We start from the raw sequence: 13,852 nt of genomic DNA on the forward strand, positions 1-13,852 counted from the left end.
TCCTCCATTAAAATAAAGTTATGTTTCCAATTATTTTAATGGATTCAGCTTTGTTCACGTATGACCCATATCACTATTAGATGGAAATATATACTAGATATGACAGGATTGTGAATGTGCACTATATTGACAGTGTATATACGTATAATGGGAAATAGCAATAAAATCGGATGCCAATCAATCGACATTATTTGACGATATTTCCCAGGAAATGAAAAAAATCAAGGAGTAAAGTTAACTCCTTGATTCCATCCAATCACTAGCAAGCATGCCGTATATGACATGATCGACATAGTGGTTATATAGCCATTCGGCTTGTCGAATTTGTCCTTCTATTCGACATCCGAGTCTTTCAGGTATTGCCCGACTTTTATAATTTTCATAGGCAACTCGAATATCAACCCTGTTTAGGTTTAGTTGTTCAAAGGCATAGTCTATCAGTGCTTGAACGACACGGGTCATAATTCCTTTTCCTTGGTAATCTTTTGATAACCAATATCCGATGTAGCCTATTCCATTATTCCAATCGAATTTATTAAAGCCAGCCACTCCTACCAATTCTCCGTTGTATATAATCCCAGTGTTTAGTCCAATCTTTTTCTTAAATAATACATCTGAGCTAGAAATAAACTGCTGAGAATCAAATAATGTCGTTGTTTCATCTACCCATGGCAACCATTCTCTTAGGTGCTCTCTAGAATTTTCGATAAGGCTAAATAATGCAACTGCATCCCGTTCATCTAATGTTCGCAATGTCAATTCTTCATCAATATCATAAACAAGCATAGAAGCCCACCCATCATATTATCGAATTATTTTGATAATATGATATCATACTATTAAGCTGTTGAGAGAAATGTTATTAAATTTTAAAATTGGTAATACGATAGAACAATAAATATTAACATTATAGAACCTGTAACACCATAATGACTCCAGTTATTCTGACCAAATATGATTTTACCATTGATGATTCTGGAGAGAAGTATAAAAACAACAATAACAATTGTCCAAGCCAAGGGAACAGGATTGAATAAATTAATTCCTCCAATGAAGAGGAAAATCAGATGCCAAGAAGTGAAGTGAATTAAGGAAAATTTTTGAGCCCTGTTGAGTGTTGATTGATTTTTAAAGTAATAATTAAAGGTCCCTGTTAGGCTACTTAAACAATAAATTATAACTAAGAAACTATAAAGCAATTTTAACACCCCCTTATATTAAGCCACTATATTAGATGGGGTTAACCCCACGTCAATAAAATTTTGTATTCGGCAATCTTATGAAAGGATGAAGAGCATGTATATAGGTGAATTTGTACGAATGGTTAATAGTACAAAAGATACGATTCGTCATTATGAAGATTTACAATTAATTCACCCCCAATGGGAAAATAATCGGAGGGTGTATAGTGAGGAACATGTCAAAGATTATGAGGCTATTAAAGAAATGCAGTCATTGGGATTGTCTCTAAAAGAAATAGAGGTCATGTTTCAATTAAAGCGAACGAGTGGTTGCTCTTCTCCTGAACTATTAGAAGGACTAGTAAAGAAGTTGGAGGAAAAGAAACAATTATTCCAGATGGAAGAAGCACATATTAGGGAAAAAAGAAAGAGTATTGAGGGAATTATTATGGCCGTTTCTAAAAGTCTACCATCATAAAACCTCGATTTGTGCTGAAGTTTAATTAATGGTAAAGTATAATTGTTGAAATTTTTTAAAAACCAGCTCATATAGGAGGAATTGGATGTTGCAAGAAAGAACACCAGAGTCCTTGTTTGAGGATATAGCTCAGGACAATTTAGTTTTAAAAGAATTTAAGCATCACTCCATCAGAGTTATGTATTTAACTACGATATTAGCTAAAAAACTCAATATATTTGATGAAGATTTAAAAGTTGCTGCCCTCTTACATGACATAGGTAAAATGGGATTATCAAGGGATATTCTTCTAAAGCCAGGTAAACTAACAAGTTTAGAGAAACTGATTGTAGAGAGTCACTCCCATGTTGGTAATGTCATTATTCGTAAGGAATTGGAAAAACCTAGAGCGGCTGGTTTTGTCAGGGATCATCATGAGAACTGGGATGGGACAGGTTATCCGAGGGGATTGGCCGGGGAAGATATTTCTCTTCAAGGGAGAATTCTTCGAGTATGTGATTCATTTGATGCCATGACATATGATATGAGAAGTTATCAGGAAACAAAGATGACACATCAGGAGGCAATCAAGGAGTTAAGGAGATGTTCTTGGCGCCAATTTGACGGGGATGTGGTAGAAGTCTTTGTCGACCTGATTCAAACCATTCAGTTACCAGATTTATGGTACAACGAAGAGAACTTAGAAAATTTATTAAAACAAATATAAATAGGTACATAATTATTAAGAAGCTTGAGGATGTATTTCTATCCCCAAGCTTCTCGTATTTCACTTACTATGTCTATTGCCAAGGTTCTTTCTTTAATGTGTCGGGTATTGTGGGGTCACATGCAGGTGGCTGTGTTTTGGTTGAATGGGAGAGTTTTATTAAATAGTAGCAATGTTCGCGATACATATGGTCCACCATTAATGGAGAAATAGTGCCTAACAAGGCTAAATCCATCTTATCTAATTCAAATAGAAAGGTTTGAAATAATTTCATTTGATACATTACATCTTCATTAAACCTTTTAAGTGCAGGATAGGAGGAGAGATTCGAGCGAAGATAACCGGTAAATTCAACTGCGTTTAAATAATAAGCTTCGAATTGCTTCTTGAATTCATTACTCTTTTTCTTTAGGCTAATCTCAGTTTTATCTAATTTCACATGGATGGTATTGGCATGATTAGCTGCATCAGATAGCCATATTAGATGATGGTGTAGTTCGTGAAAAGTCGCTGGTGCCATGCCTTCTTTCAAGTAATTTATCACAACTTCATATTCCTCAAGTTCATTGACCATATGGTTCATTGTTGTAGGGGAAAGATGAATCGTTTTTCCTTCTTTTAATTGGTGCTTTAATAAAGATAGCTTTATTTTCTTCAGTACTTCTATTGCAGATTCGGCTTCCTTTGTAAAAGCAATGACATTTGTATTGGAAAGTGATTTCGATTTGGCCAATAAATGATCAAATACCTTTATTAGTTCTTCTGTAGTTTCTACGTTTTTCGTTTCACTTAAATGTAGGGAATTCCTAATGAACTGAGCATGATCTTTCATTATTTTTAACCAATATTGGTGTTCAAATGATGCTTCCGCTAACATATCCGTCAAATAACATCATCCCCTTAGTTCGTCATCATTTTAATGTATTCACGGGGAAGCCTATTTATTAGTAGAAAGTTAAGTAGAAATATAATCTCCACATGAAAAATTTTAGGTGAATGGCCTCTCTTTTGGTAAACTACATATTAACAACAAAAAAGGAAGATCTGAGATGAAGATAACTGTAATTAGTGTTGGAAAATTAAAAGAAAAATACTTAAAGCAAGGAATTCAAGAGTACTTAAAGCGATTGGGTGCCTATGCCAATGTAGATATTAAAGAGGTAGCAGATGAAAAGGCCCCTGAAAATATGAGTGAAGCAGAAATGGAAGAGGTTAAACGAAAAGAGGGAGAACGGATTCTTTCTCATGTCAGTGCGGATACCTATGTCATCACCTTGGAAATCGAGGGGAAAATGATAACTTCAGAGCAGCTAGCTAAGAAAATGGATGAATTAGCAACGTACGGAAAGAGCAAAGTGGCCTTTATCATTGGTGGCTCCCTAGGGATAAGTGAAGAAGTAAGAAAGCGAAGTGACTATGCCCTGTCATTTTCAAAAATGACCTTTCCCCATCAGGTCATGAGGTTGATATTGTTGGAGCAGGTTTATCGAGGGTTTAGGATTAATCGGGGGGAACCGTACCACAAGTGAGTGGCAAACAAAATATAAGAGTAACAATAACAAATGAGATATTAAAAAAGTTTAATTTGGTATAGGCTTTTAGTACATTAAGTTATAAAAACTAAAAAGGCAACCTACTTAGGGGTTGCCTTTATAACTGCCTTTCAACAAATTGTTACTATTAAGGTTATCATTCATTTTTTTCTTCTAAATTATTATACCATTGAAAACCTTGTTCCTCTGCTTCTTCTTCACATTTTATATCAAACATATTATACATCTTCCCATATAAATCTTTTACTTGTTCCCTATTGTAATCTAAACTTCTACAAGCTAATAACATATAACCAATGGCTTCCCTATTAGTCATTATAATCCTCCATAATTGTAATTATTTATTATTGAAAGTTACTTTTGAGCCAATTAATTTATTTACAGAGTCAATGCTGAATTCTTTATCTTTTTTATAATACTTTAGTATTTCATTCATATCCCACTCGTTACATTTAAATCTTTTACAAATTCTTATTAAGCCAAAAAATGAAATGTTATTATAGATTAGTTCATTATTTGCTGGGTGGATTTCAATAGTAGAAAATCTTTCTTTGATAAAAAGGTCAATATGAATAATGATATCAACGAAAACAGGAGTTAAGCAGACAATTAATGGTATCTTATCATTTGGGTCAAATAACAAAAATGCTATAAGGGCTAAAAATGTTATTCCATTTATGATTATTTTATCTAAAGTATAGTCAATTTTACCTTTATATATCTTATATGCATTCACGCCAATATCCCTCCTCATCTAAACAGATGATATAAATCCCTTCTCGATGTATTCTATCTTCGTATAGTTCCTTAAAAAGCGTTCTGGAAGGGTTTAAATGGTCATAGGAAGGAATGACGATACATTTAATGTTAGCAAGCATTGAAAACATAAGTTCTTTTTGTTTAAGTGAATTTCCCACGTCATTAAAAAATAAACAATCATTTGGTGCAAGAGCTAACTCTTCTAACGAATACCAAAAGTTTTGCAAAAAGTAGTAGTCACTAAATTCCTTAGTTCTTCCATAACTATAAAAAGCATATTTTTTATCTTCCAAAATAAGCCACTCCTCTCTTAGTCTGTTGATTCTAGCAAGGAATGGCGAACAAGTAAAGGTGATATAATATAAAATAAAAAGAGGTTTAAATAGAGCAAAAAAAGTTATTATTATATTATATTTTATATTCAATGGAATAATAGCAATCTAAGGGATAATATTTCCAGTTGGGATTTAACCTAGAACTTATAAAAATTGCTAGAACGTATGAGAGGAGTAGGGAAATGGAAAAAAGTTGGTGTGTGGAAGTTTGGGGAGTAGTAGGAAATAATACTACTGAACTATTCTTTACCAGAAGAGAGGCACTAGAATATTTTAAGAATATTAGAAAAGGCTTAAGCAGTAGTAAATATATAATTACTAGAGACTCTATTATTGAAATTGAAAATCCAGAAAATGCAGTTTATCTAACTGATTTAAATGATATATAGGAACTGGAATTATTTAAGTATTCTTCATAATTATTATCTATATTGGAGAAGTTAGTTGGCAAATTTATAATCTGAAATTTAATCTCTCTAAAATCTTTCAAAATCGCTTAAAACCAAAATTGAGAAGGTAGAACGAGTGAGAGAATAAAATCTACCCCTTAAAAAAGGATAGATAGATATTTAACAAAACTGAGTCTGGTATCACTCGGTCGGTCATATCAAATAGGTTAAATTAATACACAATTAATTAAGCTCTCAGGTCTAGCATTACAGCTCCTACAATCACGCAGTAACCTACCTCTACCTCGCTTTTCAGCGACTAGGACGGGCAATTCCTCCCAATAAGTTTTATTGAAAGGCATCTGAGTATAGTATTAGCCTCTAACGCTTCCCACCCTTTGATAAAAAGGGGAGCCAGAACCATTAAGAGTAATTTAATCACCCTCTTGAAAACTGCCTATTTTGAATGGTTTAGTTTATAATTTCTTATTCGATTTTAATGTGTTACATCATTATATTATCAATTTTTGCAAAGTCAAATTTGCCCTAAACAGTCGATACCGCAGTCATTAAGGGAGTATTTATAAGTTAAAGGACAATATAAATGTCATTTTTGACAAAAATACTTTTTCATTATATAACTTCATATCAAGTCTTTTTGGGAGGTTTATTTTATATTGATTACCAAAAAAATCTACAAAACTAAATTGGATTACTGGAGAGTTATTAAACTACTAATACCAAATAAACCAAGTGTTAATATTGAAAGACGATTAAATAGTCATTGTATAAGTTTCCCGAATGGTGTTAGTATTCGTATATTATCCTTACAAGATGGCGCTAAAATTACAATTGCTAAAAGACCCAACCGAAATAATGAACACCATTTCCAAGACGCAATTAATTATGTTCAAGGAAAGTTAGGCTCGTACTCTACTAACTTTAAACATTTTGGGGTAATTAATAATGAAGAAAACTATTAAAAAGCCATTAGTCAATATTTTACTAGTTTATAATTATGTAGAAATATTAGCTATGGATTCATATATGAAGGAAAAAAGATATGACACACTTATTATCCATTGACCAATCAGTTACTTACTGTGGCTACTCCATTTATGAGATAAACAATAATAATTTTGAACTAATTAAATTTGGTACATTAAAATTGAATACTAAACTAGACTATTTCGAAAGAATTATTAGTTTGGAGTGCTATCTGAATGAATTAATAGAGGAATATCAGATTGAAAACTCACTGATTGAAGATATCCAAAAACATAAAGGAACCAGTTTAATTACATACAAAAAGTTATCCTCCTTACTATTTTTTCTTCAGTATTATTTTTATTATCAAAATATTGACTGCCAAATAATTCACGTAAATACTTGGCGCAGTGCCTATAAGAAAACCTTTGGACTAACTCAAGTAAATAAAGAAATTGTATATCAGCATTTATATAAATTGTTAGACAAGCCTACAAACTTTGATAATCATATGAGTGATAGTATAGCAATGGGAATAAGTTACTGCTATAAAACCCTCAATTTAAGCAACAATGATTTTAACATCTAATTACAGGGATTATATAAATAAAAAAATGAGCTTAGGAGTTACTCCAGCTCATTTTTTTATAATATATTAAATTGCAATTGATTCTTCTTTAATTGTCGTTAAATTCATTATTAAGGCTTTATCTATGAAATGCATTTTTAATGAGGAAAATCCCCCTACTTTTTTAAGAAGTCTTGATTTATCTACTTTAGTAATATTTTCAATATCAAAAGACATATCAGATTTATGTAACTCTTTTTTAAATGTGGAAAATGCTACTATTGTGCAAGGAGAAAAATGATTGCCTTTATTATTTTGTATGATAATGCCTAATGTTTCCTTTCGACCAAAGCAATCAATATTATTACAATTGATTAAAAATATATCCCCTCGTTTTACTTTTAAATTTTTTCCTTTACAGCTGTTATTTGGTATCTTCTTCCTTGGAGTTTCTCTTAATTTCATTTTCACGCACTCCTTTTAATTTAAAAGTACGTAACTATAACAAGAAAATAGAAAAAGACCAAATCCATAATAAAATTCTAATTGGAAACTATTGTAAGTCAAATTTGATTTATTAAAAAAGCATTATATACTCTTAATAACAAATAAAAAACTACCTAATAAGTTTTGGCGACTATTTAGGTAGTATGCGAAAGGACTTTTAAGTTAGATATTATAATTATACTTCTATATTATTTATTTCCAAATTATTTATTAATTTGGGGGACATAGTGTGTATAACGTATAAAGATATCTATTAATTTCAATTTGCCCTTTCAAAGTATTATTTGATTGGGCTTTTTAATTTCATATCTTATACCAAAAACTATTTATTTTATCTGTTGAGAGGTTTGATAGTTAGCCTGTCCCCGTATCTAGCCAATACGGTGTTTCGCTCGTGAAAGGAGCATTTACCCATATCGTGGGCAACAGTTAAGACACACGATATGGGTCATTAAGTTGGCGACTTCCCAGAAGCTCCTTTATGGAGGTTAAACCGTCCCAGTTGCCTTTGGCAAGGGTTTGTATTGGTAGTTAGGAATACATATTTAATTCTAATATTGTATTTACTATGTGTTGTAAAGCTGGACCTGGGAACAATATACCAATATGTGTGTAAAACACCTATCGGAAACAAATACGAATACCTCGGTGGCTCCCACTGACATTTGATATTACGGTAGAAATCCCCTCTTGTAGAATTACTGTTTTTTTATAGTTTTTTTACAAGGGGGGATTTCTACCGTTTCAAAGCCACTTGCCTAATTCACCTATTAACATTTGGATTAAAAGAATTAAATATACAATAAATATTTTACTAGAAATACTAGTACCTAGAAATGGAAGTGAATAAATTTTAAATAGCTAAAAAATACCAACAAAGGGGAATTCTGCCCTAAAATCAAACAACTATCCTTTAACAAATTTAGAAAATGAACCTGTAAAAATTCTAATTAATCTGCACCTAGTTGGTCAGCTATAGTTTTTCTAAATTAATTTCAGTTGAAATGTTCTGTTGAGTAAAATCTTTATGTATCTTTTCGAGTAATTTTCCTAACCATATTTATTCTCTTACCGTTGTCATAGGGTTGAGAATAGAATACTTTATTACATTTTAAACACTCAACATCACAAAGGCGCTCATAATCAATATATTTTTTATCTTTTGGAACCTTCTCAATTCTAATTACAGATAATACTCCACCACATTTATTACACAACATATATTATCTATATCCCCCTAAACTTCTAAAATTAATATATATACATTTATAATTTTTATAATCAGCTAATGTAATAATCCAAAAGCTCATTATAATCTATTTTATTTATACTGTTATGAATAACTTCGGAGATATATCCTTCAGTAATTAGTTGAAGGTCGTTCATTATTAGTTCCTCCACTTTTTCACTTAATAAAGATAATAGCTCTATTCTATCTCTAGTATCAGATTCCTCTAAAAATATATCAATTTCATTACCATACCATTTTGATATTAAGTTTGTTTCAAGATTTATAAACTGTTTCATATTTAAAACAATCCCCTTAGCTTTTTGATTTAAGTTGTTCTATCCATATCTATAATCTTAGTTAATTTACTATAATTTAACTACCTATTTACTTAATTGTAATATTTCTTTATCAGCAGTTAATTTTACTTTTACTAATTTCTTACATTTTACCAGCATTTCATATTCTTCATTGGAAATTATCTTCATATGAGCAATTTTATTTCGGGTATTTACTATTTGGTAGAGTTGATTTCTTTCGGAAGTGGTAAAAATGCTTGTGAGTGGAGGATATTTTCCATAGTAGCTAATTAATTCGTGGAAAAATGCTGTTTTAAAGTCTCGATTTACCCTTAAAATATGTTGCCAATTTACTCCGTAATGCTTTTCTAAGGTTAATTCTATATTTTGTTTCAAGGTAGTTTCAATTTCATACAGCAATTTATATGCAGAGGACATATAATCAATATTATTCATTTTAGTGGCTCCTTTTGGGGTTTTAACGGGGAGTGTTCGAAATTGTGTGAAGATAATAGAAATATACCACATTATAACAATAAAATCTAGTTATAAATGATATAAGTATCATTAAAAATACATGTATTATAAAATATATATTAATTACATTTATTACATTTATTATATTCAAAGGGTTCAATGTATCTGAAAGATATATCGTATATAATAAATAGCAGTCAAATAGAACTAATTAAATAGTAAAAGCTACTTAAAGACATATTAACCATTATTAATAACGTTTTATTAAACAATTATTAACGTTTCTATCCAATAACTTATAGTTATCAATTTATTAATATAAATTTACTAGTTAAAAGCTAATAAAAATATAGTAAGACCGCCTAAAAATAACTTGGTAGGTCAAAGTAAAAGACCGACAAACATCTATATTGAATAGTCGGTCTCATTTAAATAAAAGTGAGGTCAATAACGTTTTAATAATCTTCTGTTTGTTAGTTTATCATCTTCAAATAAATGTGCGTGAGTATGAGTCAGTTTATCCATATGCTTTTTCTTTATAATATCTTTGATATCCATTGTAATACTATTCGAACTATATTTATGTGGGTTTTTAACTACATTTCTAATAATTAGTTTTTGAGTAATAATGCTTATGGTACCTATAGTTATTAAAATGATTGCGTAAATTAGCATTAATCCTTCATACATTGTTTCTGGCATTATAAAAACCTACCTTTCAATTGTTGAGAGTTCCCAAAGAAATAAATTAATATATTTGTAATTATATGCCTACTAATGATTTGGAACCTATAAAATTTCTATTATAATTAAATTGTAATTTAAAATAACTAAAGAGCCAAGCTAGGAGCTGAATTAAATGAAGAAATTAATTGATTTGGAAAAAATAAAAGAAGAGTATTATAAAAAGTTAGACGAAGATTATGACCAAATTGAGTTTTGGGAAAATGACGGAGAATACCAAAGAGAAAATGAGTTTGAAGATTTTAAAAGGAAAAAAGCAATTGAAGAGAAGGGGCAAGACCCGTTTGAAGAATTACCTTATTGATTACAATCATTTGTGTGATTTTAGTGTTTATTGATATTTATACAACTACTTCTGAATCCAAAATGGTAAAACACTTTACAGTACTGTAAAGTGTTTTTAGTATGAAGTAATTTATTTAGAATTTATTTAATAATTGCTGGATATCAGTTAGTTGATTTAAGTACATTGCTTTACAAGGGTAACCAAAATCTTCTGTTGGATTATCAGCTAGTTCCTGATAAGTACAATAACCAAAAATATCAGCACTATTAATAGTGTTAATTAATATATTATTGTTATTATCTACTTCTGCATTTATTCGCACACCAACATAATAGTCCTTAGGTATATTCTGAAATTGGTCAATAGGAATCATTATTCTGGAGTGATTAGGTTTAGAAGCCGATTTTACATCAACAGACTCTTGACCAATTCTAGTAATAAAATCATATCCATCAGTATTTTGTTGTCCTTGAAAAATTTGGAACATTGTACCCATAGGGTAGTTTTTCCCATTATTATTTAAATAATTTAGAAAGGCAAGTTCTGCCAACTTACCTACAAATGTTCTTTCAATTCTAGTACTGGCTGTTGTGGGAATTCTATTGTATTGATTATTCCCATTGATAATAGTTGTTGCGAAGTTAAAACAATCATTTATCATTTGTTGATTAACAGGTATTCTAATTACCATATAATTTCCTCCCTTTAGATAATTTAGTAAGTTACTATTTTAATAATATGTTTTTTATTAATTTATTACTAGTAACTTTACTTGTTATAAAAAGAGGCGAGTATTATGTTTCTGAAAAAATATAATAATGTAGATGGTAAAATAATTTTATTTTTATACAAAGTGATATTCTGATGATATAATTTAGATTATATGTTTGAATGTCGAACATTCCCTAATTTTGTTTAGAAAAGCAATAAGGAAAATGAAAGGAATATATATATGTACCATCGCAAAAACACTCAGAGTTTCTATTCAATGTATAAAAGGCTGCATAAAGATATTGAAACGGAAATAAAAAATTATTCTTCGAATAATTCCTATTTAACATCAGTCTTACTAGATAGATTGATGATTTTGTTTTTCTTACAAGGAAATAAGGTACTTCCTAAAAATACATTACAAGAAAACTTAAATAACTGTATTAAGGAAAATAAATCATTTCACCATTACCTTGTCCGATTGCTGGAATTAATAAATACAGAATATAGTAAAAGGAAGTCGTCTGACCTTGATATCCAAAATATTCCTTATTTAAATATTTCAATCCTTAAAGTACCCACTGAACTAAATAACTTTAATTTAGAGAATGAATTATACCAGTCTATTTTAAAAAAATTTAGTAGATATGTATGGAAGTTTGAAGAAGATAATAAAGCACTAACAATTACTCCCTCAGTGCTAGGAAATGTATTTGAAAAATACATTAATCAGAAAGATATGGGGGCATATTATACTGAAGTTGATACAACAAATTATATAACTAAAAATACGGTAATATTGGCAGTAATTAATAAGCTAGAAAACAAGGATAAACTTGTTGGCTCAATGATAACAAAGCTAATAAATAACCCAGAAACTTTTATTGTAATTGAAAAAAATCATAAGTATAGTTATGAAAAAAGGCATTATCAGTCCATTTTAGTTCAGATTGAAGACGAAGTACGTAAGGGCAATGTAAAAGACTTTGAAGATTTTGTGAGGCACAACATAGATTTGTTGTCGCTTATAATATCTTCTGTTCAAGAAGAAAGTAGTATTGAACTTTTGGAGGATATTTATGAAACATTAAAGGGTATTTCAATTTTGGACCCTACTTGTGGAACGGGAGCCTTTATTATTTCTGCTTTAGATATTATGTTGGAACTTTATAATTCTATAGATAATCGTCTTTGTGATATTAATAAGAGTAATTCGCTATCAATTTATAAGGAAACAGAAAACAAGGAATTTAACTTTGCTAAATATTGTATAGAGAATAACTTATATGGTGTTGATATAATGGAGGAAAGTATAGAAATATTAAAGACAAGACTATACCTTCGACTACTCAATTGTTTTAAAGATAAGAGTAATATAATATCTTTTCCAGAAATTAAGTTGAATTTCAAAAGTGGTAATTCCTTGGTGGGTGAAGTTAAAATAACAGAAAAAGAGATTGATTTAAATGAAATGGATAGATTAACCTTTTTAAATTACTCTACACTAGTAAGTGATACAATTAACTTTGAAGAGTGGAAACAAAAGGTAAAACCTTTTCATTGGTATAAGGAATATGATGAAATCCTTGAAAATGGGGGATTTGATTGTATTATTGGAAACCCACCCTATATCGAATATTCAAAGGTAAAGAAATTCCAATATGAGCTATTTGGTTATAAAACTATTAAATGCGGAAATTTGTATGCATTTACTTTAGAACGGTCTTATCAGTTATTAAAAGAAGATGGTATTTTAGGTATGATTGTTCCTATTTCAATTATATCAACCCCAAGAATGTCTATTTTACGAGAGCTTTTTGAAGATAATAGTCAATTTGTTTTTTATTCTAATTTCGGAGACAGACCAGGTACGTTATTTAATGGTGTTCATCAAAAGCTAACTATTGTATTAACCCAGAAAAAGAGTAGTAATTCTAATCAAGCTAAAATATATACATCTAATTATTATCATTGGTATAAGGATGAGCGTGAAAAATTATTTAGAACACTATATTACCTACCTAATCCTTTTATAAAGAAGGGAGAGAGTTCATATTATAAAATTGGTGATAAGCAACAAGTAAGTATTATCAATAAAATAAATGAAAATAAACAAACATTAGAACAATTATTGGGTCAGAAAGGTTCGTATAAGATTTATTTGAGTATGAGAATGACTTTTTGGACAAAAGCCTTTTTAACAGATAAGAAATCTAATGAATTCAAGGAATTTGGTTTCCAAAATGAAACAGATAGTAAAGTAGTTATGGCATTACTCAACTCTACTTTATTCTTTATGTACTGGGAATGTATATCAGATTGTTGGCACTTAACAGGTAAAGAATTAAGAAACTTCAAGTTTGATATAGAAAAGCTAGATGGAGATATCAAGATTAAACTGGAAAGCCTTGCTGAACAGTTAGAAAATGAGTTAGAACATTCAAAAGTATATATTGGAAGTGTTCAAACCGAATATGAATATAGGCATAAAAAATGCAAACATATTATAGACCAAATAGATATGCAAGTAGGGAAACACTATGGATTGACTAAATCTGAATTAGAGTATTTAAAATTTTATCAATTGAAGTATAGAATGAGTGACGAACTAGAAACTTATTTGAATGAACTAGGAGGCGAATAA

At 29.9% G+C, this 13,852-nt stretch carries 18 protein-coding genes; 8 read left to right on the plus strand and 10 right to left on the minus strand.

The window, feature by feature from the left end:
* Positions 1–234 precede the first annotated feature (234 nt).
* Positions 235–786 carry a GNAT family N-acetyltransferase gene (locus BUB12_RS06680; protein WP_072889351.1) on the minus strand — a complete coding sequence of 184 codons (552 nt, stop codon included), beginning with the start codon at positions 784–786 and terminating at the stop codon, positions 235–237.
* A 510-nt stretch (positions 787–1,296) separates the two neighbouring features.
* Between BUB12_RS06680 and BUB12_RS06690 the strand changes: the two genes are divergently transcribed.
* Entirely contained in the window at positions 1,297–1,659 is a 363-nt protein-coding gene (locus tag BUB12_RS06690) for a MerR family transcriptional regulator (protein WP_072889355.1), read from the plus strand.
* Positions 1,660–1,744: 85 nt separating this feature from the next.
* Entirely contained in the window at positions 1,745–2,365 is a 621-nt protein-coding gene (locus tag BUB12_RS06695; RefSeq protein ID WP_072889356.1) for an HD-GYP domain-containing protein, read from the plus strand.
* A gap of 73 nt (positions 2,366–2,438) precedes the next feature.
* Here BUB12_RS06695 and BUB12_RS06700 read toward each other — a convergent pair whose 3' ends face one another.
* The gene (locus BUB12_RS06700) at positions 2,439–3,242 is read right to left on the minus strand and encodes a DUF2935 domain-containing protein (protein WP_072889430.1); all 804 of its coding nucleotides are present in this window, start codon (positions 3,240–3,242) and stop codon (positions 2,439–2,441) included.
* Between the two features lie 172 nt (positions 3,243–3,414).
* Between BUB12_RS06700 and rlmH the strand changes: the two genes are divergently transcribed.
* Entirely contained in the window at positions 3,415–3,894 is a 480-nt protein-coding gene (rlmH, locus tag BUB12_RS06705) for a 23S rRNA (pseudouridine(1915)-N(3))-methyltransferase RlmH (RefSeq protein ID WP_072889358.1), read from the plus strand.
* Positions 3,895–4,054: 160 nt separating this feature from the next.
* On the opposite strand, the gene BUB12_RS06710 is transcribed toward rlmH, so the two are convergent.
* From BUB12_RS06710 to BUB12_RS06720, 3 genes are read right to left on the minus strand one after another with little or no spacing between them, the layout of a single operon-like run.
* Positions 4,055–4,234 (minus strand): hypothetical protein, encoded by a 180-nt coding sequence (locus BUB12_RS06710; protein WP_072889359.1) that lies wholly within the window; start codon positions 4,232–4,234, stop codon positions 4,055–4,057.
* Positions 4,235–4,255: 21 nt separating this feature from the next.
* Positions 4,256–4,654 carry a hypothetical protein gene (locus BUB12_RS06715; RefSeq protein ID WP_072889361.1) on the minus strand — a complete coding sequence of 133 codons (399 nt, stop codon included), beginning with the start codon at positions 4,652–4,654 and terminating at the stop codon, positions 4,256–4,258.
* A complete protein-coding gene (locus BUB12_RS06720) occupies positions 4,641–4,970 on the minus strand; it encodes a hypothetical protein (RefSeq protein ID WP_072889362.1) in 330 nt (109 codons plus the stop codon). Before BUB12_RS06720 ends, BUB12_RS06715 begins: the two co-directional genes overlap by 14 nt.
* A gap of 224 nt (positions 4,971–5,194) precedes the next feature.
* Here BUB12_RS06720 and BUB12_RS06725 point away from each other — a divergent pair, with 224 nt between their 5' ends.
* The 3 genes from BUB12_RS06725 (at position 5,195) to BUB12_RS06735 (ending at position 6,977) form a co-directional block, all read left to right on the plus strand.
* Positions 5,195–5,401 (plus strand): hypothetical protein, encoded by a 207-nt coding sequence (locus BUB12_RS06725; protein WP_072889364.1) that lies wholly within the window; start codon positions 5,195–5,197, stop codon positions 5,399–5,401.
* Positions 5,402–6,078: 677 nt separating this feature from the next.
* Complete coding sequence (locus BUB12_RS06730; RefSeq protein WP_072889366.1) at positions 6,079–6,384, plus strand: hypothetical protein; 306 nt, start codon at positions 6,079–6,081, stop codon at positions 6,382–6,384.
* A gap of 80 nt (positions 6,385–6,464) precedes the next feature.
* Positions 6,465–6,977 (plus strand): crossover junction endodeoxyribonuclease RuvC, encoded by a 513-nt coding sequence (locus tag BUB12_RS06735; protein WP_072889368.1) that lies wholly within the window; start codon positions 6,465–6,467, stop codon positions 6,975–6,977.
* A 66-nt stretch (positions 6,978–7,043) separates the two neighbouring features.
* Here the strand turns inward: BUB12_RS06735 and BUB12_RS06740 are convergent, their stop codons facing one another.
* The 4 genes from BUB12_RS06740 to BUB12_RS06760 all read right to left on the minus strand — a co-directional run bounded on the left by BUB12_RS06740 (position 7,044) and on the right by BUB12_RS06760 (position 10,169).
* Positions 7,044–7,421, minus strand: coding sequence for a type II toxin-antitoxin system PemK/MazF family toxin (locus BUB12_RS06740; RefSeq protein ID WP_072889371.1), 378 nt, complete (start codon positions 7,419–7,421; stop codon positions 7,044–7,046).
* A 1,323-nt stretch (positions 7,422–8,744) separates the two neighbouring features.
* Positions 8,745–8,990, minus strand: coding sequence for a hypothetical protein (locus BUB12_RS06750; protein WP_072889375.1), 246 nt, complete (start codon positions 8,988–8,990; stop codon positions 8,745–8,747).
* Between the two features lie 84 nt (positions 8,991–9,074).
* Positions 9,075–9,446, minus strand: a complete 372-nt coding sequence (locus BUB12_RS06755) for a hypothetical protein (protein WP_072889377.1) — start codon at positions 9,444–9,446, stop codon at positions 9,075–9,077.
* 465 nt (positions 9,447–9,911) lie between these two features.
* Positions 9,912–10,169: a hypothetical protein gene (locus BUB12_RS06760; protein ID WP_072889379.1), complete on the minus strand. Its 258-nt coding sequence runs from the start codon at positions 10,167–10,169 to the stop codon at positions 9,912–9,914.
* 157 nt (positions 10,170–10,326) lie between these two features.
* Here BUB12_RS06760 and BUB12_RS06765 point away from each other — a divergent pair, with 157 nt between their 5' ends.
* Complete coding sequence (locus BUB12_RS06765) at positions 10,327–10,515, plus strand: hypothetical protein (protein ID WP_072889381.1); 189 nt, start codon at positions 10,327–10,329, stop codon at positions 10,513–10,515.
* Positions 10,516–10,630: 115 nt separating this feature from the next.
* Here BUB12_RS06765 and BUB12_RS06770 read toward each other — a convergent pair whose 3' ends face one another.
* Positions 10,631–11,188, minus strand: coding sequence for a hypothetical protein (locus BUB12_RS06770; protein WP_072889383.1), 558 nt, complete (start codon positions 11,186–11,188; stop codon positions 10,631–10,633).
* Between the two features lie 297 nt (positions 11,189–11,485).
* Here BUB12_RS06770 and BUB12_RS06775 point away from each other — a divergent pair, with 297 nt between their 5' ends.
* Positions 11,486–13,852, plus strand: a complete 2,367-nt coding sequence (locus BUB12_RS06775) for an Eco57I restriction-modification methylase domain-containing protein (protein WP_234982598.1) — start codon at positions 11,486–11,488, stop codon at positions 13,850–13,852.

This window comes from Ornithinibacillus halophilus, from assembly GCF_900129485.1.
Lineage (GTDB): Bacteria > Bacillota > Bacilli > Bacillales > Amphibacillaceae > Ornithinibacillus > Ornithinibacillus halophilus.

Bases quoted from the DNA above. Each gene is read 5' to 3' on its own strand.
- BUB12_RS06680 (WP_072889351.1), bottom strand. From the start codon at position 786: ATGCTTGTTTATGATATTGATGAAGAATTGACATTGCGAACATTAGAT.
- BUB12_RS06690 (WP_072889355.1), top strand. From the start codon at position 1,297: ATGTATATAGGTGAATTTGTACGAATGGTTAATAGTACAAAAGATACG.
- BUB12_RS06695 (WP_072889356.1), top strand. From the start codon at position 1,745: ATGTTGCAAGAAAGAACACCAGAGTCCTTGTTTGAGGATATAGCTCAG.
- BUB12_RS06700 (WP_072889430.1), bottom strand. From the start codon at position 3,242: ATGTTAGCGGAAGCATCATTTGAACACCAATATTGGTTAAAAATAATG.
- rlmH (WP_072889358.1), top strand. From the start codon at position 3,415: ATGAAGATAACTGTAATTAGTGTTGGAAAATTAAAAGAAAAATACTTA.
- BUB12_RS06710 (WP_072889359.1), bottom strand. From the start codon at position 4,234: ATGACTAATAGGGAAGCCATTGGTTATATGTTATTAGCTTGTAGAAGT.
- BUB12_RS06725 (WP_072889364.1), top strand. From the start codon at position 5,195: ATGGAAAAAAGTTGGTGTGTGGAAGTTTGGGGAGTAGTAGGAAATAAT.
- BUB12_RS06735 (WP_072889368.1), top strand. From the start codon at position 6,465: ATGACACACTTATTATCCATTGACCAATCAGTTACTTACTGTGGCTAC.
- BUB12_RS06740 (WP_072889371.1), bottom strand. From the start codon at position 7,421: ATGAAATTAAGAGAAACTCCAAGGAAGAAGATACCAAATAACAGCTGT.
- BUB12_RS06750 (WP_072889375.1), bottom strand. From the start codon at position 8,990: ATGAAACAGTTTATAAATCTTGAAACAAACTTAATATCAAAATGGTAT.
- BUB12_RS06755 (WP_072889377.1), bottom strand. From the start codon at position 9,446: ATGAATAATATTGATTATATGTCCTCTGCATATAAATTGCTGTATGAA.
- BUB12_RS06760 (WP_072889379.1), bottom strand. From the start codon at position 10,169: ATGCCAGAAACAATGTATGAAGGATTAATGCTAATTTACGCAATCATT.
- BUB12_RS06765 (WP_072889381.1), top strand. From the start codon at position 10,327: ATGAAGAAATTAATTGATTTGGAAAAAATAAAAGAAGAGTATTATAAA.
- BUB12_RS06770 (WP_072889383.1), bottom strand. From the start codon at position 11,188: ATGGTAATTAGAATACCTGTTAATCAACAAATGATAAATGATTGTTTT.
- BUB12_RS06775 (WP_234982598.1), top strand. From the start codon at position 11,486: ATGTATAAAAGGCTGCATAAAGATATTGAAACGGAAATAAAAAATTAT.